Source organism: Arthrobacter sp. 10L430 (genome assembly GCF_056395245.1).
This window is the reverse complement of the sequence record NZ_JBFTJD010000032.1, coordinates 23969-43063: the sequence shown is the minus strand read 5'-3', so window position 1 is coordinate 43063 and position 19095 is coordinate 23969. Positions and strand designations below refer to the sequence as shown.

20 protein-coding genes are annotated in these 19095 nt (G+C 65.9%); 10 read left to right on the top strand and 10 right to left on the bottom strand.

The window, feature by feature from the left end; all coding sequences use genetic code 11:
- Positions 1 to 353 precede the first annotated feature (353 nt).
- Positions 354 to 863 carry a universal stress protein gene (locus AC1DDG_RS19990; RefSeq protein ID WP_230121449.1) on the bottom strand — a complete coding sequence of 170 codons (510 nt, stop codon included), beginning with the start codon at positions 861 to 863 and terminating at the stop codon, positions 354 to 356.
- A gap of 168 nt (positions 864 to 1031) precedes the next feature.
- Between AC1DDG_RS19990 and AC1DDG_RS19985 the strand changes: the two genes are divergently transcribed.
- Complete coding sequence (locus tag AC1DDG_RS19985; protein WP_230121448.1) at positions 1032 to 1232, top strand: hypothetical protein; 201 nt, start codon at positions 1032 to 1034, stop codon at positions 1230 to 1232.
- Positions 1233 to 1250: 18 nt separating this feature from the next.
- Here the strand turns inward: AC1DDG_RS19985 and AC1DDG_RS19980 are convergent, their stop codons facing one another.
- The 5 genes from AC1DDG_RS19980 to AC1DDG_RS19960 all read right to left on the bottom strand — a co-directional run bounded on the left by AC1DDG_RS19980 (position 1251) and on the right by AC1DDG_RS19960 (position 4742).
- A complete protein-coding gene (locus AC1DDG_RS19980; protein ID WP_476877437.1) occupies positions 1251 to 2534 on the bottom strand; it encodes a Y-family DNA polymerase in 1284 nt (427 codons plus the stop codon).
- The gene (locus AC1DDG_RS19975) at positions 2527 to 2958 is read right to left on the bottom strand and encodes a LexA family protein (RefSeq protein WP_476877436.1); all 432 of its coding nucleotides are present in this window, start codon (positions 2956 to 2958) and stop codon (positions 2527 to 2529) included. The genes AC1DDG_RS19980 and AC1DDG_RS19975 overlap by 8 nt, the downstream gene beginning before the upstream one ends.
- Before the next feature lie 155 nt (positions 2959 to 3113).
- The gene (locus AC1DDG_RS19970) at positions 3114 to 3446 is read right to left on the bottom strand and encodes a hypothetical protein (protein WP_476877435.1); all 333 of its coding nucleotides are present in this window, start codon (positions 3444 to 3446) and stop codon (positions 3114 to 3116) included.
- A gap of 102 nt (positions 3447 to 3548) precedes the next feature.
- Positions 3549 to 4013: a phage tail protein gene (locus AC1DDG_RS19965; protein WP_230120032.1), complete on the bottom strand. Its 465-nt coding sequence runs from the start codon at positions 4011 to 4013 to the stop codon at positions 3549 to 3551.
- 138 nt (positions 4014 to 4151) lie between these two features.
- Positions 4152 to 4742 (bottom strand): dihydrofolate reductase family protein, encoded by a 591-nt coding sequence (locus AC1DDG_RS19960; protein WP_476877434.1) that lies wholly within the window; start codon positions 4740 to 4742, stop codon positions 4152 to 4154.
- 61 nt (positions 4743 to 4803) lie between these two features.
- Between AC1DDG_RS19960 and AC1DDG_RS19955 the strand changes: the two genes are divergently transcribed.
- The 4 genes from AC1DDG_RS19955 (at position 4804) to AC1DDG_RS19940 (ending at position 7397) form a co-directional block, all read left to right on the top strand.
- On the top strand, positions 4804 to 5268 hold the full coding sequence (locus AC1DDG_RS19955) for a DUF6194 family protein (protein WP_476877433.1): 465 nt from the start codon (positions 4804 to 4806) through the stop codon (positions 5266 to 5268).
- Between the two features lie 351 nt (positions 5269 to 5619).
- The gene (locus tag AC1DDG_RS19950) at positions 5620 to 5910 is read left to right on the top strand and encodes a hypothetical protein (protein ID WP_230120029.1); all 291 of its coding nucleotides are present in this window, start codon (positions 5620 to 5622) and stop codon (positions 5908 to 5910) included.
- Between the two features lie 59 nt (positions 5911 to 5969).
- A complete protein-coding gene (locus tag AC1DDG_RS19945) occupies positions 5970 to 7100 on the top strand; it encodes a WD40/YVTN/BNR-like repeat-containing protein (protein WP_476877432.1) in 1131 nt (376 codons plus the stop codon).
- A gap of 9 nt (positions 7101 to 7109) precedes the next feature.
- The gene (locus tag AC1DDG_RS19940) at positions 7110 to 7397 is read left to right on the top strand and encodes a MoaD/ThiS family protein (protein ID WP_476877431.1); all 288 of its coding nucleotides are present in this window, start codon (positions 7110 to 7112) and stop codon (positions 7395 to 7397) included.
- A 5-nt stretch (positions 7398 to 7402) separates the two neighbouring features.
- Here the strand turns inward: AC1DDG_RS19940 and AC1DDG_RS19935 are convergent, their stop codons facing one another.
- Entirely contained in the window at positions 7403 to 7639 is a 237-nt protein-coding gene (locus AC1DDG_RS19935; protein WP_230120026.1) for a hypothetical protein, read from the bottom strand.
- A gap of 210 nt (positions 7640 to 7849) precedes the next feature.
- On the opposite strand from AC1DDG_RS19935, the gene AC1DDG_RS19930 reads away from it, so the two are divergent.
- Positions 7850 to 9580 carry a glycoside hydrolase family 13 protein gene (locus tag AC1DDG_RS19930; RefSeq protein ID WP_476877430.1) on the top strand — a complete coding sequence of 577 codons (1731 nt, stop codon included), beginning with the start codon at positions 7850 to 7852 and terminating at the stop codon, positions 9578 to 9580.
- 70 nt (positions 9581 to 9650) lie between these two features.
- Here the strand turns inward: AC1DDG_RS19930 and AC1DDG_RS19925 are convergent, their stop codons facing one another.
- A complete protein-coding gene (locus AC1DDG_RS19925; RefSeq protein ID WP_476877429.1) occupies positions 9651 to 11345 on the bottom strand; it encodes an alpha-amylase family protein in 1695 nt (564 codons plus the stop codon).
- Positions 11342 to 12313: a TIGR03885 family FMN-dependent LLM class oxidoreductase gene (locus AC1DDG_RS19920; RefSeq protein ID WP_476877428.1), complete on the bottom strand. Its 972-nt coding sequence runs from the start codon at positions 12311 to 12313 to the stop codon at positions 11342 to 11344. Before AC1DDG_RS19920 ends, AC1DDG_RS19925 begins: the two co-directional genes overlap by 4 nt.
- A 120-nt stretch (positions 12314 to 12433) precedes the next feature.
- On the opposite strand from AC1DDG_RS19920, the gene AC1DDG_RS19915 reads away from it, so the two are divergent.
- Positions 12434 to 13501: an ATP-dependent DNA ligase gene (locus AC1DDG_RS19915; RefSeq protein WP_476877427.1), complete on the top strand. Its 1068-nt coding sequence runs from the start codon at positions 12434 to 12436 to the stop codon at positions 13499 to 13501.
- A gap of 150 nt (positions 13502 to 13651) precedes the next feature.
- On the opposite strand, the gene AC1DDG_RS19910 is transcribed toward AC1DDG_RS19915, so the two are convergent.
- A complete protein-coding gene (locus tag AC1DDG_RS19910; protein ID WP_476877426.1) occupies positions 13652 to 14971 on the bottom strand; it encodes an MFS transporter in 1320 nt (439 codons plus the stop codon).
- 227 nt (positions 14972 to 15198) lie between these two features.
- On the opposite strand from AC1DDG_RS19910, the gene AC1DDG_RS19905 reads away from it, so the two are divergent.
- From AC1DDG_RS19905 to AC1DDG_RS19895, 3 genes are all read left to right on the top strand, one after another.
- On the top strand, positions 15199 to 16098 hold the full coding sequence (locus AC1DDG_RS19905) for an IclR family transcriptional regulator (RefSeq protein WP_476877425.1): 900 nt from the start codon (positions 15199 to 15201) through the stop codon (positions 16096 to 16098).
- Between the two features lie 148 nt (positions 16099 to 16246).
- Complete coding sequence (locus AC1DDG_RS19900; RefSeq protein ID WP_476877424.1) at positions 16247 to 17128, top strand: shikimate dehydrogenase; 882 nt, start codon at positions 16247 to 16249, stop codon at positions 17126 to 17128.
- Positions 17128 to 19095 (top strand): bifunctional sugar phosphate isomerase/epimerase/4-hydroxyphenylpyruvate dioxygenase family protein, encoded by a 1968-nt coding sequence (locus AC1DDG_RS19895; RefSeq protein ID WP_476877423.1) that lies wholly within the window; start codon positions 17128 to 17130, stop codon positions 19093 to 19095. The genes AC1DDG_RS19900 and AC1DDG_RS19895 overlap by 1 nt, the downstream gene beginning before the upstream one ends.

The window sequence follows — 19095 nt, the reverse complement described above, 5'->3', positions numbered from 1 at the left end:
ACCAAAGCCAGCGCCCCGACAGAACGGGACCCCGGCCCCGAGCTCTACAGCACCGGACTCAGCCCTGAAGAAGGCCTCTGGCACCGCACCGGATGGGCAGGACGCACATGACACACCCGGGAATTACACACGTTTTGTCCTATAACCCCAAAAAAGCTCCGGAGTGCGTTATTGGGGGATACGCACTCCGGAGCAGCTTTTTGGGCAGACGCTAAATCAACCTGCGAACACCAGCTTACTTGCCGGTAATGAAGTTCGCCACTACCTCGAATAACTACTTTCGCTTTACTTTTCAGGGGGTGGATTTTGCCACAACAGCACCGGGAATTACGCGGCTTCTGAGCGCCGCAACTCTAGTCGGAACCGTCTTCATGGGCGGGTCTCCGGAAGGGCACCACCAGGACGGGCCGGTTTTGGTGGTGGCTGAGCCAGTCACCCACGGACCCATTAAGCGCCTCCGTGATCCGGTGCGCCCAGCCGCGCTCGGCCGTGCCCACAATAATCATCGGTGCGTTGACCTCGGCCGCGAGTCTTCCAAGCGCCCGCGCGGGATCGCCGGCAAGTGTGCGCAGCGTCCACTCCGTGGGCGGCCCGGGCCGGACTGCGGAGCCGATGACGGATTTGAGGCCCTCCGTCACGGATCGGATGTCCTCATCGTCCTTGTCCGGATGCAGCGAAAGGCGGTGGGCAGAGCGCGCCGGATCCCATTCCACGAGGTAGCTTGCCTCGTCCACGTAGGCGCACAGGAGCGGCGCAGCGAGTTGTTGGGCCAGCGTGGCTGCCGTCTTGAGGACTTCGGGATGCTGGCCCGGCATTACGCCGACGAGCAGGGGAGGCGGGCCGCTGAAGCGCTCTGGGGACATACTCCATTGTGTTCCCCGGCACAGGGAATAACTAGGCTTTGAACTGGGCGTTTGCGTGCCGGCGGCCGCGTGGCGGATCCCGTAAACCGGGGCGGCGAGGCCACCGTTTTGTCCCTTGTGTCCGGGGTGCAGCACGCATAGCGTTGAGTCGTAGAGAGGCGGCGGGACATGCAGATTTACATGTGGTGGCTTGATCTGGACCTGAAAAGCAAGGAGTGGCTCCGGGAAAACCTCAGGGCCGAGGAACTTCCGCTCTTTGTTGTGCAGGGAATCGCAGAAGCCGGGGGCCCTCATCCGGACACCCCGCAGAGCATCCTGACTGAAGCCGAGTGGGATTTCATCGAGACCCAATCTGAATTCGTGGACTGAGGGCAACCTCAGAGCCCATCAGGCTGCCCTGACAACCGGCAGCTCATCCCAGTGCGTCGTGTAGCGGGGTGATCGCATGTCGCGCTTCATGCTCCAATCGACGCCGCTGCGCAGCCCGGCGAACCCGAGTCCGATTGCGCCCCTGCCGTACCTGCGGCTGATTTCCTCCACGAGTGGGCCGATGTTGCGCTCCTCGTGAAGGTTCTCGAACAGTTCCAGGGGCTTCTGGATTCCGGTTGGCCGAAGGTCGGTGACCATGATCCCGGCGCGGACATACTTGCTGCCGTCCTGGATGGCGGGCAGGAGCCCGTGCGCTGCCCGGGTCAGGAGCACAGGGTCGGCGGTGGGCATCGGCAGCCGAATGCACACGGACGGAAAGGACTTATCCTGCGGGTTGTACTCTGATGTGCCCGCGAATGCGGTGAGGATCTTGGCCTGCAGCCCATGCCGGGCCAGCCGTGCGCTTGCCTGTTGTGCGTAGACGCTCAGGACCTGGCGCAGCTCAGCGGACGTTGTAATGGGCGTGGAAAAGGAGCGGGAAAAGATCAGCTGATCCCGCCCGATCCGTTCTTCCTCAAGTGGGATGCAGGGTGTTCCCTGCAGTTCGAGCACGGTCCGCATCATGACCACGGAGAACCGGTCCCTGATCATCACGGGGTCTGCGCGGCTGAGGTCAAGGATTGAGTGGATGCCGATGGCGTTCAGGCGCCTGGTGAGCCTGGCGGCAACGCCCCAGATTTCGACGACGGACAGGCGCCCCATGAGCGCCTGGCGCTCTGCGGCCGGCCTCGATTCCCACCTGCACACGCCGCCGAAAGTCGGATTGTTCTTGGCCCATTTGTTGGCCAGCTTCGCGAGGGTCTTCGTGGCCGCTATGCCCACGCAGACCGGCACGCCCACGTTGCGCTGCACGGCAGCCCTCATGGTCCGCCCAAGCCGCAGCAGTTCGTCCGGACTGCCCTTCACGCCAAGGAATGCCTCGTCGATGCTATAGACCTCCAGCCATGCCGAATAGCGCCCGAGGAGTTCCATGACCCGCGCACTGATGTCCCCGTACAGCTCGTAGTTGCTTGATCGGGCTACGAGGCCCCACTCCTTGGCCCGCGGCGCGAGCTTGAACCAGGGCTCCCCCACCCCGATGCCAAGTGCCTTGGCTTCCGGGCTGCGCGTTACGGCACAGCCGTCATTGTTGGAGAGCACAACCAGCGGCTTGCCCTCCAGGGACGGATCGAAGGCCCGCTCTGCGCTGGCGTAGAAGCAGTTCACGTCCACCAGTGCGACCTGGGGCCGGTGTTCAGACATGATGGAGGCACCGGGTGGCCACGCCCCAGATCGTCAGCTCGGCCAGGGCGGGAACGCGGATGTCCGCATAGTTCGGATTGGCCGCCTGCAGAACCACCCCCGTTGGCGTGATCCTCAGGCGTTTGATGGTGAGCTCGCCGTCCAGGACTGCCACCACCACGGAGCCGTCCCGCGGCTCCAGCGCACGGTTGACGATCAGTTCGTCGCCATCGCTGATGCCCGCCTGTTCCATCGAGTCGCCGGAGACCCGCACTACATAGGTGCTGGTGATGTCCTTGATGAGGTGCTCGTTGAGGTCGATCCGGCCGTCAAAGTAGTCCTGCGCAGGGGAGGGGTAGCCCGCGGCGACCGCCACCGGCGACACCAGCGCCAGGCTCAGGGAAAGCCCCGCGTCTATCACGCGGGGGCCAATAAGAACGCCCACAACACACCTTTATTCGAATATATGTTCGATACTTTAGTGTAGCCCCGGGGTCGGACAGTTTGCATACTTTGACGAATTGGCTCCGGGCAGGCTCGAAGCAGTTCGTCCAGTCGCGGGTTGCGCGGAGACAGCCCACAGTGCCCGGTACGCGATCGCTAGCCGGGCGTTCCGTCGCGCTGGTTTCGTGGGGCGAGCTGCTGGAGTTGCCGTGCGTGCACGCCGCCCACCCAGTCCCAGCCCGGCATGGCCGACGGCCCGACCCGCGGATCGCTGGCACCATGGGCGTCACGCAGGGCGTGCACGTACGCCCGATCCTGGTCGATCCGTGCGCGTACCTGATCAGCTCCGCCGATGGACCCGTGGCCGGGGACGAGGACATCGACGTCGCCCACCACGCCCTCGAGCAGCCGCAGCGCGGCGAGGTAGTCCTCCATCGGGTCTGCGGTATCGTTCAAGTCGAGCATCGGAATCAAGACATCAGAAAGCATGTCGCCGGCGACGATAAAGCCCGCGCTCCTCAATGAACAGCGCCGCATGACCCGGGGCATGCGCTTGATGCTCGACAATCCGGACATGGGGCCATCCCCCGGTCAGTACTCGCCCTTGATCACGAAGTAGGAGCCGCGAATAACGCCAGCCAGCTTCGATTTTTGGCGGGCGAACTTGAAGCGCGGCGCCAACTCCTCCGGAATTTCCATGCCTTCGGCAAGCTTGAACCCGACCGCCCGCTTCCCGCCGTCCTCGATGCTGTACATGACGTTGATCGACAGCCCCGACTCGTAGAAAACGTAGGCCATCCGCAAACCGTCGACTTCGAAGGCGGTCGCTTCCAGCGGCCGGGATCCGATGACGATGTCGCGCTCGTCCCGGAGGATCCGGCTCACCCGGTCGACCACCTCTGGAACCTCGCTTGCAGGGCTCACGGTGAAGGCATGGTCGTACTTGTTCCGGTAATAGCGCGCCTCGTTGGCGCGCAACCCGGCGAGGGCCTCGGCGACCGGAGACGATTCCAAGCCGACAGTAGAAACGTTCTCGAAGTCAACGGTGTACGGCATGCATCCTCCTGGTCAGACGTGTCGGGACCAATGCTAACGCGACGGCGTGCCGCCCGGACGGCAGAACGTGTACGTGCGTACCGTGCAGAGCCCCGTGACAGGCCGGTCAGCAAGCTACTCCGGAGTTTCGTCAGCTTTTCAGCGGATTACCCGGTAGCGCACGTGGGTGACGAGGCGAGTACCGCTCACTTCCGTCGGCTCAAGCTTGAGATTCTCGACGCCGTCCAGCAGCCGCTCGCCCGCTCCCAGGACGATGGGCGCGATGTGGAGCCGCAGCTCGTCGATCAGCCCCGCCGAAAGGAATTGGCGGACGGTCTGCGCTCCTCCGGCAACGGCCACGTCCTTGCCGCCAGCGGCCTTGCGCGCCTGGGCCAGCGCGGATTCGATCCCATCAGTCACGAAGTTGAACGTGGTGCCGCCCTGCATCTCCAGAGGCTCGCGTCGATGATGGCTGAGAACGAACACGGGTGCGTGATAGGGCGGTTCCTCACCCCACCAGCCCCGCCATTCCTCATCCCACGCCCCGCGCCCTGCGAACATGTTCCGTCCCATAATGTAGGCGCCGGCCGCGAGGATGCCGTCGAGCGCGGCTGCGTTGGGCTCGGGTTCTTCGAACTGCCACCGGTGCAGGAGCTCTCCGCCCTCGCCCAGGGGATCCGCCAGGCTTTGGTTCGGGCCGGCGGCGAATCCGTCGAGGGAGATGGTGAGATCGCACGTCACTTGGCTCATGCGCCCATCATGACACCACTCGGCGGTTCGGGGATGACCAATTAAATGAAATGCTTGAGGCATGACCATCGATGAAATTATTGCTTTGGTGAAAAGCTTCGACGGCGCATTGGCCGTCACTGCCGGCCAAGGAGATGGCTCGCCAGAACTTGCCTGGGGTGACACATTCTTCTACTACGCCCCCGACGGCATCATGCCCCAAGCAACTCAACCTTTTGCGACCATCGTGACAAAGAACTACCCCGAAGACGAGCAGTCGCGCCTTGACCGGTCAGGATTCTTCCGCGTAAATATTGCCGCCGGCAGGGCCGCTTTCGTTGAGTGGACCGGCCACCAACCAGGGGAGCCGGCCGACGACGTTGATCCAAGCGTCGCTGACCGTGTAATTGCTCATCCTGTCTACGGATCCCTGGGGTGGCTGGCCATAGTCAATCCGGGACCATCGACAGCCCAGACCGCCCGGACGCTGCTCCGCCAGGCCTACGACCTCGCTCGCGCCCGCTTCGAACGCAGAATGAACCGCTAGGCGTGCTCCGCACCGAACTTTGATGCAGAACATTGATGCAGGCGTCCCACGTCCGTGATCCACCTCCTGTGCACGCTCGATGCATGTCACGTTTTGTGCCGCGGTGAGCACGCGAGTCATCGAGCTTCAGCGCGGGCCCCTCCTTGCCAGGCTCGCACGGCTCCCGTCCGGCAACGTCTCAGGGGCAGTCGCCGGCGTTCGGGTCACGCCAAGGACCCCCTGACGCAGGTCGGGCCGGCCCGGCAGGGGTCGGTTTGATCACATCGGCCCGTGGCGCGCGGGAAGTCCGGTCCGGGCGCCGCATACTGGAACGGACAGGCCAATTGTGCGGGGACGGTAGGAGGAGCAGGCATGGGGACCCTGATGAGAATCGTGCGGAATGAGTACTTTCCCGCGGCTGCCGTGCTGGTGTTCGTGGTGCTCTTTTGGACTGCCGGCCTCTTTGGCGGGCTGTCGCTCTTGAGCAAGAATCAGCCTCCCCTGGCAACGCTGACATGGCTGCTCTTCGTCTACGCCCTGGCCGTCCTGTCGCCCCTCGCCGGACTTTTGGCCGCCTTCGACCTGGTGCGGCGGTGGTGGCGCAAGCACCGGCGCGGCCAGTTGCGGGCGGCTGCCAGGACGCGGACCGCAACCAAGCGCTGAGGCGCGGTTCCTTCTGATTGCCTGGAAAACCATTGCGGCCTCTCTGCCGGAGTGGTTGCATGGGGTTCATGGCTACCCCAGAGACTTACCTCTTAGCGATCGGGACCAAAAAAGGACTCTGGCTGGCGACCAGCCAGGACCGGAAGCAATGGTCCCTCTCCGGCCCGCACTTCCTGATGAGCGAGATACCGAGCATCGGAATCGACACGCGGGACGGCCGCACCCGCATCATGGTGGGCGTGCGGTCTGAACACTGGGGCCCCACCGTGGCCCACTCGGATGATCTCGGCGCCACCTGGACCGAGCCCGAACAGGGTGCCATCCAGTTCCCCGACGGCACCGACGCCGCCGTCGAACGCATTTGGCAGATCCACCCCGACGCCGAGTCGCGGCCCGGCGTGGTGTGGGCCGGCGCCGAGCCGATTTCGGTCTGGAAGTCCACCGACGGCGGCGAACACTTTGAGCTGAACCGCGGACTGTGGGACCACCCCCACCGCAGCGAATGGGGCGCCGGCTATGGCGGCGCCGCCGCCCACTCGATCGTCGTCAACCCGTCCGGGGACAACGTGCACATCGCCATGAGCACGGGCGGCGTTTACCGCTCGCTCGACGGCGGGACGTCCTGGGAGCCCCGGAACAAGGGAATTTCGGCCTACTTCATGCCGGACCCCAACCCGGAGTTCGGCCAGTGTGTCCACAAGATTGCAGCGGATGCCGCCGTCGAAGGCCGTCTTTACGCGCAAAATCACCACGGCGTGTACCGCAGTGACGACAATGCCGAGAGCTGGCAATCAATCGCGGAGGGGCTGCCCGCCGATTTCGGTTTCGTGATGCTGACGCACCCGCGGAGGGCGGGCACGGCCTGGGTGGTTCCGCTCAAGGCCGACGGCGAAAGGATCCCGCCCGAGGGGAAGCTCGCCGTGCACCGCACCGACGACGCCGGCGACACCTGGAAGCGGCTGGATGCGGGACTGCCGCAGTCCGAATACAACGCCGTGCTCCGTGACGCCGCGGCCGTGGATTCCGCCGAACCTGCCGGGGTGTACTTCGGAACGCGCGGAGGCTCGGTGTACGCCAGCGCAGACGAGGGCGAAACCTTCGCGGAGGTTGCGTCCCACCTGCCGGACGTCCTGTGCGTCCGCGCTGCCGTCGTGGCGGATGCCACGGTTCCCGCGCCGGCCTCCGCATGAGGATCCGTTGTGGGTGAGATCAGCGTGGTGCTTCCCAGCGTCCTTCAGCCGCTCACCGGCGGGCAGTCCTTGCTGACTGCGCCCGCCGACGGGACGGTGACTGTGGGCCGGGTGCTGGATTCCGTGACCGGGGACTACCCGGTGCTTGCCAGGAGGCTGCGGGACGAAACCGGTGCACTCCGCCGCTACGTGAATATTTACGTGAACGGCTACGAGGTCCGGCGTCTCCAGGGCCTGGATACGGAAGTCGCTGCCGGCCAGGAAGTGCTGATCATTCAGTCCGTGGCCGGGGGATAGCTGGCTCAGGCGACGCGCCAAACGCTGCACTCATCCGTATTGATGGCCCGGCGCATCCCGGTGTGATGGTCCATGATCCACACGACGCCGATCCCGGGCGCCGTCTCCTGGACGCTGCCGCGGCGGATGACGACGTCGTCGTAACTGGGACCCACCGAGAGGCGGGCTTCGATCTCGTCCCCGCGGTGGAGCTGGTCCAAGGCGCGGACGCGGGTTATGTGGGCTTTGGCTTCCTTCAACATGGCGTGGCCTCCCGAGCTGGAGCTGGTGCCTGCTATTGCCGGCACTTCCAGTGTGGCGGGGGATTGTTGCGCCTGCGTTTCCTGCCCGTTAGCACGCGGTTAGTTTCCCGCGCCGGTCCGGTTTCAGCATGCCATTGACCGCCGAAAGCAGAGCCAGCAGACTTTCAGTGGGCTTGCATCCGTCACGCCGCCGACCAGGAGGGACCAGCAATGACGATCCAGGAAACCGAGGCAGAAGCGGCCTTCAGAGCAGGCCGTGAGTGGTTCAAGAGTGCAGTGGTCTATCAGATCTATCCGCGCAGCTTCGCCGATTCTGACGGCGACGGGGTGGGGGACCTCCGCGGGATCATCGGCAGGCTCGACTATTTGCAGACGCTGGGCGTCGACGTCGTCTGGCTTTCCCCCGTGTACCGCTCACCGCAGGACGACAACGGCTACGACATCAGCGACTACCGCGACATCGATCCCATCTTCGGAGACCTGGAAACGCTGGATGAGCTGCTCGAAGGACTCCATGCCCGCGGCATGAAGCTCGTGATGGACCTCGTGGTCAACCACACCTCGGACGAACACCCGTGGTTCGTGGAGTCGCGCTCGAGCAAGGACAACCCGAAACGCGACTGGTACTGGTGGCGGCCGCCGCGGTCCGGTGCTGAGCCTGGGGCCGCCTGGGCGGAACCCAACAACTGGGGCTCCGCGTTTTCCGGCCCCGCCTGGGAGTACGACGCCGCCACCGGAGAGTGTTACCTCCACCTGTTCTCCCGGAAGCAGCCGGACCTGAACTGGGAAAACCCGGAAGTGCGGGCCGCCATCTACGACATGATGAACTGGTGGCTGGACCGTGGCGTGGACGGATTCCGGATGGACGTCATCAACTTCATTTCCAAGGAGCAGTCGCTGCCGGACGGACCGATTGCTGAAGGCATGCTGTACGGCGACGGCGGCCCGCACTTTATCTGTGGCCCGCGGATCCACGAGTTCCTGCAGGAAATGCACCAGGAAGTGTTCGCCGGGCGGGACAAGGAACTGCTCACTGTGGGCGAGATGCCCGGAGTGACGGTGGAGGACGCCGCGCTCTTCACTGACCCCGGACGCCAGGAAGTGGACATGGTGTTCCAATTCGAACACGTGGCCCTGGACCAGGAGGGCGGCAATAAATGGCGTCCGAAGAAGCTCTTGCTCACCGACCTGAAGAAGTCACTGGGCCGCTGGCAGGAAGGACTCGGGGAGCGCGGCTGGAACAGCCTCTACTGGGGCAACCATGACCAGGCCCGCGCCGTATCCCGCTTCGGTGACGACGGCCAGTACCGGGAGCTCTCCGCCAAGATGCTCGCCGCCATCCTCCATCTGCACCGCGGCACCCCGTATGTGTACCAGGGCGAGGAGCTGGGCATGACGAACATGTCGTTCGGCGCGATCAGCGACTACCGCGACATCGAGGTCCTGAACCACCACCGGGAGGCAACAACCCACCTCGGGCACACCGATGCCGAGGTCCTCGCCGCTCTGGCGCCCCTGAACCGGGACAACGCCCGCACGCCGGTGCAATGGGATGCCAGCCGGCACGCCGGCTTCACCACCGGCGCCCCGTGGATCGCGGTGAACCCGAACGCCAACTCCATCAACGCCGCTGCCCAGGTGGATGACCCCGAGTCGGTCTTCAGCTTTTACCGGAAGGTCATCGCGCTGCGCCATGCGGACCCCGTGGTGGCCTACGGCGACTTCACCATGCTGCTGCCCGACGACGAGCACGTCTATGCATTCCGGCGCTCGCTGCCGGACGCCGAGATGCTGGTGCTTGGCAACTTCTCCGGAACGGAACAGCGCGCCGACATCGACGGCTCCTGGGAAGATGCCGGACAGGTGCTCGGCAACTACCCGGCCGAGCCCGGCCTTGGGCTGCGTCCCTGGGCAGTGAAGGTGTTCCGCCGGGGGCTGTAGGGGCGCCGCGGGGCCACGACCCGGGGCGGCGCTCCCATGGGGACACGCGCCCGCAGGGGGCCAGGGGGTTTCACGGCGCCAGGCGGTCGCCAGGCCGGTGGACGCGGAACCAACGGTAGCCGTAGCGTCCCAGCTCCACGGTGAACCCGCCGTCGGGCTCCAACGGAACGTTGCCGCCGTCGAACAGGTCCAGCAGGACGGCGCCCCTGAAGGCCGCCCGGGGCGCCTCCTTCGGCCCCACTGTGCCGCTGACCTTCACCGTGTCCTGGCCAAAGTTGTGCAGCAGCACCAGCGTTGCTCCTGCCGAGCTGCAGGAGTGGGCAAAGACCGCCGGCTCGGGCTGGTCGATGACGGCGAAGTCGCCCCAGCCCAGCTCCGGGGATTCGCGGTAGCGCTGGATCAGTGTGGCGATGAAGTTCCACAGCGACTCCGGATCCCGCTTGGCCTGCGCCGCATTGACCTTGTCCGGGCCGAAGTCTCCACGCACCAGCGGCGCCACCAGCTGCGATGCCCGGGCTTCGGAGAAGCCGCCGTTCTTTTCGCTGTTCCACTGCATGGGCGTGCGGACGGCGGCCCGGCTCTTCTGACGCAGGTCCTCGCCCATCCCGATTTCCTCGCCGTAGTACAGCACGGGAGTGCCGGGCAGGGAGAACATCAGCGAATAGACCATTTTGATCCTGCCGGTATCGCCGTCAAGCATCGGCGGCAGCCTGCGCCGGAGGCCCCGGCCGTAGACCTGCATGGTCTTCTCCGGGCCGAACGCGGCAAAAACCTCCTCGCGCTCGCCGTCGCTGAGCTTGTCCAGCGTGAGCTCGTCATGGTTGCGGACGAACATGGCCCAGTGGTTGTCAGGGTGCAATTGCGGGCGGCTCTTCAGCGTCTCCGCGAGCGGTCGTGCGTCCCGCCTGGCCAGCGAGAGATACATGTGCTGCATGGACATGAAGTCGAACTGCATGTTCAGCTCGTTGCCCTCGGCGCCGCCGAAGTACTCCAGCTGCTCCTTGTACGGCAGGTTCACCTCGCCGAGCAGGACCGCGCTGCCGTTGCGGCGGTTGAGGAAACTGCGCAGGGCGCTGAGGTAGTCGTGCGGGTCGATCTTGGCCGCCTCGTCCTTGGGCTCGCCGCGGGTTTCCAGGAAAAACGGCACGGCATCTAGGCGGAACCCGTCCAACCCGAGCTGCAGCCACACCCCCATGGCCTTGGCGATCTCGTTCCTGACGTTGGGGTTCGTGACGTTCAGATCCGGCTGGTGCTCCGCGAACATGTGCAGGTACCACTCGCCGGTGGCGTCGTCCTGGGTCCAGATGGAAGTCTGCTCGCCCGGGAACACCACTTCCGAGGACGTGTCCGGCGGTGTGTCCTTCCGCCACACGTAGTAGTCGCGGTACGGGTTGTCCACGGACTTCCGCGCCTCCTGGAACCACGGATGCTGGTTCGAGGTGTGGTTGACCACGAAATCCGCGATCACCCTGATCCCGCGGTCCTTGGCCGTACGGATGAACTCCACGAGGTCACCCATGGTGCCCAGCCGGCTGTCCACGCTGAAGAAATCGGTAACGTCGTAGCCGTCGTCGCGGTCAGGCGAGGGATAGAACGGCATGAGCCAGATGCAGCTCACGCCCAGCGCCGCTAGATAGTCCACGCGCTGGGTGAGCCCGGCGAAATCACCGGTGCCGTCGCCGTCGTCGTCGAAAAATGTCTCGACGTCGAGGCAGTAGATCACCGCGTTCTTCCACCACAGGTCCGAGGTTTCAGCGATTCTCATGCGACCGGCACCGTCCGCAGCTGGGGCAGCACCTTTTCGGCGAAGGCATCGATGAACGGGGCCTGATCCTGCCCCACGAAGTGCAGGTACAGCTCGTCGAAGCCGAGCTCGGCGTACTCACCGAGCCACTGGGCGTGCTGGTCAAGGCTGGCCGAGATATTCACCGCCTTCCGGACCTGTTCCTCCCCGACATCTGCGCTGACGCCGTCGAAATGGGAAGCGGTGGGCAGGTCCCAGGGGATGGGCGGGGCGAAAACGTTGGTCCGCCACTGGTCCAGTGCAAGGGCCACCGCGTCCTGCTCCCCGGGCGCCCAGGACAGGTGGATCTGCAGGACTGCCTTGCCGCGGCCGCCGTTGTCCCGGTAGGCGGCGAGCATCTCCTTGAGCTTCCCGTGGGGCTGGTTCACGGTCACCAGCCCGTCAGCCCAGGCGGCCGAACGGCGCGCCGTCTCCACGCTGACGGCCGGGGCAATGAGCTGCGGCCTGGGCTCCGGAACGTCCCAGATCCTTGCCTGCTCCACGGTGACCAGCCCGTGGTGCGTGACCTCCCCGCCGTCGTGCAGGCGGCGGATGACGTCCACGCATTCCTCCAGCCGGCGCTGACGGGTGTCCTTCTGCAGCCACGGGTCACCCGTGATGTGCTCGTTCATGTTCTCCCCGCTGCCCAGCGCCATCCAGAACCGGCCCGGGAACATCGACGCCAGCGTTGCCGAGGCGTGGGCGATGATGGCGGGGTGGTACCGCTGGCCCGGCGCGTTGACCACGCCGAACCGCAGTCCGGTGGTGGCCAGCGCGGCGCCCAGCCAGGACCACGCAAAGCCGGAATGCCCCTGCCGTGCGGACCATGGCTCGATGTGGTCCGAGCACATGGCAGCGTCGAAGCCTGCCTCCTCGGCACGCTGGACGTCCTTCAGAAGCTGTGCCGGGCTGATCTGTTCATGCGACGCGTGAAAACCGATGGCTGCCATCGTTAATGTCTACCGGCGGCCGGTGGCTGTGTCGAGGGCCGGGTGTGGAAAGGCCCGCGGCGGAGGATCGCCGGGCGCAGGGGCTGGCGCCGGGACGGCCCCCGGGCAAGAATGGGGCGTATGCAGCTGCCGGTCATGCCCCCCATTGCTCCGATGCTCGCGAAGGCGGTGGCCGCCATTCCGGACGGCGCCATGAGCTACGAGCCGAAGTGGGACGGTTTCCGGTCGATCGTTTTCCGCGACGGCGACGACGTGGAGATCGGCAGCCGCAACGAAAAACCCATGACGCGCTACTTTCCCGAACTCGTGGAGGCGCTCAAGGCCAACCTGCCCCCGCGGTGCGTGCTCGACGGCGAAATCGTGCTGGTGGGCGCGTCAGGGGACCGGCTCGATTTCGACGCCCTGCAGCAGCGGATCCATCCTGCGGCCAGCCGCGTCAGGCTCCTTGCAGAACAGACACCGGTGAAGTTTGTGGCGTTCGATCTTCTGGCCCTTGGGGATGAGGACTTCAGCGGCCGGCCGTTCACCGAGCGGCGCGCAGCCTTGGAACAGGTCTTCGCCAGCGCCGCTCCACCGCTCCACCTGACCGCCGCGACGCAGGACCGGGAGATCGCCGGGAAGTGGTTCCACCAGTTTGAAGGCGCAGGCCTGGACGGAATCATCGCCAAGCCCCTCGACGGCGTGTACCAGCCGGACAAGCGGGTCATGTTCAAGATCAAGCACGAGCGCACCGCCGACTGCGTGGTGGCCGGCTACCGGGTGCACAAGAGCGGGCCGGACGCGATCGGTTCGCTGCTCCTGGGCCTGTACAAGCCCGGCGGCGAACTGGCCAGCGTCGGTGTGGTGGGCGCCTTCCCGATGCAGCGGCGCCGGGAGCTCTTCGAGGAACTCCAGCCGCTGGTCACCAGCTTCGATGAACACCCGTGGGCCTGGGCCAAACAGGAGGAAGGCGCGCGCACGCCGCGCAAGGCCGAGGGCAGCCGCTGGAGCGCAGGCAAAGACCTTTCCTTCACGCCGCTGCGTCCCGACCGCGTGGTGGAGGTCAAGTACGACCACATGGAGGGTGAAAGGTTCCGCCATACCGCGCAGTTTGTGCGCTGGCGCCCGGACCGGGACCCGGAGACGTGCACCTACGAGCAGCTCGAGGAGCCCGTGAAGTTCGACCTCGCCGAGGTGCTGGCCACATGAAAAAGGCGGCCCTCCCCTCATGAGGGGAGGGCCGCCGTCGTGACCTTCTTTGAAGCCGAACAGGCCGAGTAGGCAGGGGACTCGCCGTGGCGTGAGGCGTTTGGCGGGCAAACGGGGTCACGACGGCGGGAGGGACCCGGGCCGGTCGGGTTACTTGAGGCCGAGCTGCTTGGTGGGAACCTTGAAGGTTTCCTTGGCCGTCAGGGCCGAGACGGCCGCAACGACGCAGATCACGGCCGTGAAGATGCTGATCTGGACCCAGCCGCCGGGCTTGATGCCGCCCATGGCCGCCACGATGGCGGGGGCGAACCCTGCCATGAGGAAGCCGAGCTGGGTGCCGATCGCGAGGCCGGAGAAGCGGACCTTGGTGCTGAACATTTCAGCGTAGAAGGACGGCCAGACGGCGTTCGAGGCTGCATAGCCGCACGAGAAGAAGCCGATGGCGGCCAGGAACATCAGCGGGACGCTGTGGGATTCGAGGCTGAGCAGGAAGACCGGGGTGAGGACAGCGCTGGAGAGTGCGCCGTAGATGAAGACGGGCTTGCGGCCGATCCTGTCTGCGAGCTTGCCGAACAGCGGCTGCGTGCCCAGGGCCACGAGGTTGGCGCCGACCACAAGCCACAGGGTGGTGGTGCCGTCCACGCCGGCAACTGTCTTGGCGTAACTGATGGCGAGGGTGCCGAACACGGTGGAGACGGCGGCGATGAACGCGCAGCAGATGACGCGGAGTACGTCGCGCCAGTGGCTCTTGAGCAGGTCGGCGACGGGAAGCTTGGCGATCTGGGCGGTCTTCTGGGCTTCCGCGAAGGCCGGCGGCTCGTGCAGGGTGCGGCGGATGAAGAAGGCAACCATGACCACCACGGCGCTGAGCCAGAACGGAATGCGCCAGCCGATGCCGTACTTGATCTCGTCAGGCAGGGCAAGGACGGGGATGAAAACGAGGGCCGCGAGGATTTGGCCGCCCTGGGTGCCGGTGAGGGTCCAGGAGGTGAAGAAGGAGCGGCGGTCGTCCGGGGCGTGCTCGAGCGTCATGGAGGAGGCTCCGGCCTGCTCGCCGGCGGCGGAAAGCCCCTGGCAGAGGCGCGCCAGCACCAGGAGGACCGGAGCCCACCAGCCAACGGTCTTGAAGTCCGGCAGGCAGCCGATCACGAAGGTGGAGGCGCCCATGAGGAGCAGGGTGAACATGAGGACCTTGCGGCGGCCCACCCGGTCGCCGAAGTGGCCCAGGATAACGGCACCCACGGGGCGCGCCACGTAGGCAAAGCCGAACGTGGCAAAGGACATGATGGCCGCGTTCGTGTCGGCGTCCGGGAAGAAGACCTTGGGGAAGATCAGGGCGGCTGCCGAGCCAAAGATAAAGAAGTCGTAGTACTCGACGGCGCTGCCGAGGAAGCTGGCAAGGGCTGCCTTCTTCGGGGTCCCGGCCGGGGCAACAGCGCCCGGCGTCATGGACGGGAGTGTCTGGCTCATGGTGTTCCTTCAGTGTGACGACATTGTCGCGGATGTATCAGGAGGGTCGCAGCCGCCGTCCTGGATGGGGAAGGGGCGGCTGGAGGTCCTTGGAAAGACCCGGACTAAGTAGCCACATGGTGAGAGCTACTTGTGCGATACAGCAACTATGACTGTGAGGGCAGTCACTTGTCAAGAAACTTATTCACCATCTAGAAATTGCTCTCACATTGTGGCAACATCGAGTTATGAGTGTGAAAGAAGCCACAGGCAATGACGCCGGCATCCAGCCCCCGGAAGAAATCAAGGCCCCGGACGAAGCCCGGTTCCCCGAGGAAGCATCGGCGGCGGAGGGAGGTCTGAAGGCCAAGCCCGCCAAGCCGGGAAAGGGTGATTCCCGCACGGACATGGTGGGCAAGGCCCTGGGCCTGCTGGTCCTCCTGGGGGACGAGCCGCGCGGCGCCAGTGCCTCCGAGCTTTCCCGGCGGGCCGACCTTCCGTTCAGCACCACCTACCGGCTGCTGGGTTCCCTGACGCGGGACGGCTTCGTGGACTACGAGCCGGACGGCCGCCGCTACCACCTCGGCCTGCGGATCTTCCAGCTCGGCCAGCGGGTGTCCAACCACCACGGCTTCGCCGGCACCGCGCTTCCCATTTTGCGGCGCGTCACCGAACAGACGGGCGAGGCCACCATCCTGTCCGTCCGGGATGGCATCCACCACCTCACCGTGAACAAGGTGGACGGCCCGCAGACTTTCCGCGTGACCAGCGATCCGGGCTTCCTCGGCGCCCTCCACACCACGTCGGTGGGCAAGGCGCTCGTGGCCTTCGCCGAGGACGCAGATCGCGAGCGGCTCCTGGAGGAGCTGCCGCTGGATCCGCTGACGAATGTCTCCATCACCGACCGTGGTGTCTTCCGTGCCGAGATAGACAAGGTCAGGCGCCAGGGCTTCGCGGTCATGGACGAGGAAAACGAGCTTGGCATGCGCGCCGTGGCAGTGCCGGTTTTCAACTCCCAGGGGGTCGCCTTCGCCTCGCTGGCCACCGCCGTGCCCGTCTTCCGGCTCAGCATGGACGCCCTCGTGGCTCACGTTCCGCTGCTGCAGGAGGCGGCTGCCGAGCTGGCCGCGCGCCTGCCCCAGCGGTAATGCGTGCTGATTCACCATGATTTGTTCGTATCAAGAACAAGAGTGCATCATATGAACTTTTGTTGTACTGTAATCCCTATCACCTGGCCAGCGGCAGGCGCCCGAGCGCCCCAGCCGGCCGTGTGCCGCAGTCAAAGGAGCCGCACGCATGAGCAATCGAACTGAGTCCTACCTCGTGGGACTGGTCGGCGATGGCGTGATGCCGTCACTTTCCCCCCACATGCATGAGCGCGAAGGCGATGTCCAAGGGCTCCGCTACCTCTACCGCCCCATAGACCTCCACGAGCTGGACCTTCCCGCCACGTCCATCGGTGACCTGCTGCAGAGCGCCTACCGTATGGGCTTCAACGGGCTGAACATCACCCACCCGTGCAAGCAGCTGGTCCTGGAGCACCTGGACGAGATCGCACCCGACGCCGAAAAGCTTGGCGCCGTAAACACCGTGGTGATCCAGGACGGCCGCTTCATCGGCCACAACACCGACTTCTCCGGCTTTGCCGCCGCCCTGGCCTCCGGGCTCCCGGACGCCAAGCTGGACCGCGTAGTTCAGCTGGGAGCGGGCGGTGCCGGCTCCGCCGTCGCCTACGCCCTCCTCACCGCCGGTGTGCAGACACTGGACCTCGTGGACATGGACCCGGCGCGGAGCGCCGAACGCGCCGCCGAGCTGTCCGGCTTCTTCCCCGACCGCACCATCACGGGACGCACGACGTCGGAGCTGCCGCAACTCATGCCTTCGGCCGACGGCCTGGTGCACTGCACCCCGGTGGGCATGGCAGCCCACCCCGGCACGCCCCTGGACATGGCCCTCGTGGAACCGCGTCACTGGGTGGCGGACATCGTCTACCGCCCCATCGAGACCGAACTGGTCCGCGAGGCCCGTGCCAAGGGCTGCGAAGTGCTCGACGGCGGCCGCATGGCCGTGGGCCAGGCCGCGGATGCCTTCCGGATCTTCACCGGCCTGGAAGCGGACGCCGAGCGCATGCGCGCCCACTTCCTGGAACTCATCGCGGCGGAAGAGGTGGCCGTCTGATGCGCACCGGCATCGCCACCGTGTGCCTCTCCGGCACCCTGAAGGAAAAGATGCAGGCCTGCGCCATTGCGGGCTTCGACGGCATTGAAATCTTCGAACAGGACCTGGTCACCTCACCGCTGAGCCCGGAGGATGTCCGCAAGATGGCCGCGGACCTCGGCCTCACCCTGGACCTTTACCAGCCGTTTCGCGATTTCGACAGTGTCACCGAGGACCTGCTTTCCGCGAACCTCCGCCGGGCCGACGCCAAGTTCGGGCTGATGTCCCGGCTGGGCATGGACACCATCCTGGTCTGCTCCAACGTGGCCACAGCCACGATCGACGACGACGGCCTCCGCGCCGGGCAACTGGCCGACCTCGCCGCCCTTGCCGGCGACCACGGCGTCAAGGTGGCCTACGAGGCGCTCGCCTGGGGCAAGTACGTCAATGACTACGAGCACGCGCACCGCCTGGTGGAGATGGTGGACCACCCCAACCTCGGCACATGCCTGGACTCCTTCCATATCGTGTCCCGCGACTGGGACACCGCGCCCATCGAGGACTTCGACCCGGACAAGATCTTCTTCGTCCAGGTGGCGGACGCCCCCAAGCTCTCCCTGGACGTGCTGTCCTGGAGCCGCCACTACCGCGTGTTCCCGGGCGAAGGACAGTTCGAGCTCGCCAAGTTCATGGGCCACGTGGTCCGCGCCGGCTACACCGGACCGGTGTCGCTCGAGGTCTTCAATGACGTGTTCCGCCAGTCCGACGTCGAGCGCACCGCCGTGGACGCCATGCGCTCGCTGATTTGGCTGGAGGAGCAGAGCGCCAAGTGGCTGGATGCCAACGCGGCATCCGCTCTTAACGGGGCCGGAACCGCCAGTGGCGGGGCGGGCGCCAAAGCTGCCGGCCGCCGTCGTTACCCCATGGAACTGGCCACGCTCCCGCAGGTGGCCGAACCGGCCGGCTTCAACTTCGCCGAGGTCAAGGCCGCGGACACCGCCGCACTGGAAACCGTCCTGGGGCAGCTCGGCTTCGAGTTTAACGGCCGCCACCGCACCAAGGACGTCCAGCTGTGGACCATGGGCCACGCCCGGGTGATCATCAACGAACAGGCCCCCGGTGCCGTGGGCTCGGGCGCGCCGGCCATCGCCGCCGTCGGGTTCGACGTCGACTCCCCGGTCATTGCCTCGGCCCGCGCCCAGCAGCTCAAGGCGCCCGCTGTGCCGCGCAAGAGCCAGGCCGACGAAGAGGTGTTCCAGGGCTTCGCTGCCCCGGACTCCACCGAGATCTTCCTGTGCCAGGGCAGCCCGGACGGCACCGCCGCCTGGATCAACGAATTTGGCGAGACCCGCGGGTCCGGCGGGGGGCTGGAAGTCCCCTCCGGTGCGCGGAATGCGGTGATCGACCACGTGAACCTCGCGCAGCCATGGCAGCACTTCGACGAGGCCGTCCTCTTCTACACCAGCGCCCTGGCCCTGGAACCGCAGCCGTACGCGGAGGTGGCCAGCCCCAGCGGACTTGTCCGCTCCCAGGTCATGCAGACCTCCGACCGCGCCGTGCGGCTGGTGCTGAATCTGGCACCGGTCATCCAGCAGGATGGGGCCTCCGAAACGGGCACCGGCGCGTCGGGCACGGGCCAGCGGAAGACCTACCAGGAGCACATCGCGTTCGCCGTGGACGACCTCGTGGCCACCGCCCGGGCGGCGCAGGAGAGGGGATTGGACTTCCTGCAGATCCCGGCGAACTACTACGAGGACCTGGACGCCCGCTTCGGGCTTGATCCGGCGTTCCTGGCCACGCTTCAGGAGCTCAACCTGCTCTACGACCGCGACGCGGACGGCGAGTTCCTGCACTTCTACACCGCCACCGTGGGCAGCGTGTTCTTCGAAATGGTGGAACGCCGCGGCAACTACGACGGCTACGGGGCGCCCAATGCTCCGGTACGCCACGCCGTCCAGTATGACCACCTGCACCAACTGACCAAATGA